This is a genomic window from Gordonia sp. i37, assembly GCF_002043085.1.
Classification (GTDB): domain Bacteria; phylum Actinomycetota; class Actinomycetes; order Mycobacteriales; family Mycobacteriaceae; genus Gordonia; species Gordonia polyisoprenivorans.
In genome coordinates, this window is the sequence record NZ_MVPX01000226.1 from 1 (window position 1) to 1,435 (window position 1,435).

The 1,435-nt window shown below is 64.0% G+C and carries 2 protein-coding genes; both read left to right on the top strand.

Going from position 1 to position 1,435, the window contains the following annotated elements:
- A partial coding sequence (arc, locus tag B1964_RS10410; RefSeq protein ID WP_079929710.1) for a proteasome ATPase occupies positions 1-1,092 on the top strand: 1,092 nt, incomplete at its 5' end.
- A gap of 193 nt (positions 1,093-1,285) precedes the next feature.
- A partial coding sequence (locus tag B1964_RS10415; protein WP_253193950.1) for an FHA domain-containing protein occupies positions 1,286-1,435 on the top strand: 150 nt, incomplete at its 3' end.

Sequence of the window (1,435 nt, forward strand, 5' to 3'; positions counted from 1 at the left end):
CCCGACGTCGGCTACGAGGACATCGGTGGCCTCGGTCGGCAGATCGAGCAGATCCGCGACCCCGTCGAGCTGCCGTTCCTGCACAAGGATCTCTTCCGCGACTACGCGCTGCGTCCGCCCAAGGGTGTGCTGCTCTACGGTCCTCCCGGCTGCGGTAAGACGCTGATCGCCAAGGCGGTGGCCAATTCGCTCGCCAAGAAGATCGCCCAGGTGCGCGGCGACGACGCCAAGGAAGCCAAGTCCTACTTCCTCAACATCAAGGGCCCCGAACTACTCAACAAGTTCGTCGGCGAGACCGAGCGACACATCCGCCTGATCTTCCAGCGGGCCAGGGAGAAGGCGTCGGAGGGGACCCCGGTCATCGTGTTCTTCGACGAGATGGATTCGATCTTCCGGACACGTGGCTCCGGTGTCTCCTCGGACGTGGAGACCACCGTGGTCCCGCAGCTCCTCAGCGAGATCGACGGTGTCGAAGGCCTCGAGAACGTGATCGTCATCGGTGCCTCCAACCGTGAGGACATGATCGATCCCGCCATCCTGCGGCCGGGACGACTCGACGTGAAGATCAAGATCGAACGTCCCGACGCCGAGTCGGCGATCGACATCTTCTCCAAGTACCTCACCGAGTCACTACCGGTGCACGCCGACGACCTCGGTGAGTTCGGAGGCGACCGGACCGCATGCGTCAACGCGATGATCGAGAAGGTCGTCGAGCGCATGTATGCCGAGAGTGATGAGAACCGCTTCCTGGAGGTGACCTACGCCAACGGCGACAAAGAGGTCATGTACTTCAAGGACTTCAACTCCGGTGCGATGATCCAGAACGTCGTCGACCGGGCCAAGAAGTACGCCATCAAGTCGCAATTGGACACCGGCGCACCGGGTCTGCGGGTGCAGCACCTGTTCGACTCGATCCTCGACGAGTTCGCCGAGAACGAGGATCTGCCCAACACCACGAACCCCGACGACTGGGCCCGGATCTCGGGCAAGAAGGGCGAGCGGATCGTCTACATCCGCACGCTGGTCACCGGCAAGAGTTCGGGCGCGAGCCGCGCCATCGACACCGAGACCAACACCGGCCAGTACCTCTAGGTCGACACCGGTCCGGGACCGGCTCGGCGCTGCCCACTCCCGATTCGGGAGTGGGCAGCTCTTGTCCGACCCCCACCTGTCTCGTCGGCACCTTTCGCCGACACCCCCGATTTGTCCGTCATGCACACGACGAGGCGGGGACGGGTGGCCTCGGACGCATTAGAGTCTGTCGGTGATGAACAGCAGCGTCTCGATGATCCCCGGCCGGCTGACGGTCGCCGGGATCACGCACCGACTGGGCGATTCGCCACGGGTTCGTATCGGCCGTACCCCCGACAACGACGTCGTCGTGAACCACCCGCTGGTCTCTCGGCATCACCTGTCGATCGAGTGGCGGGGGGGC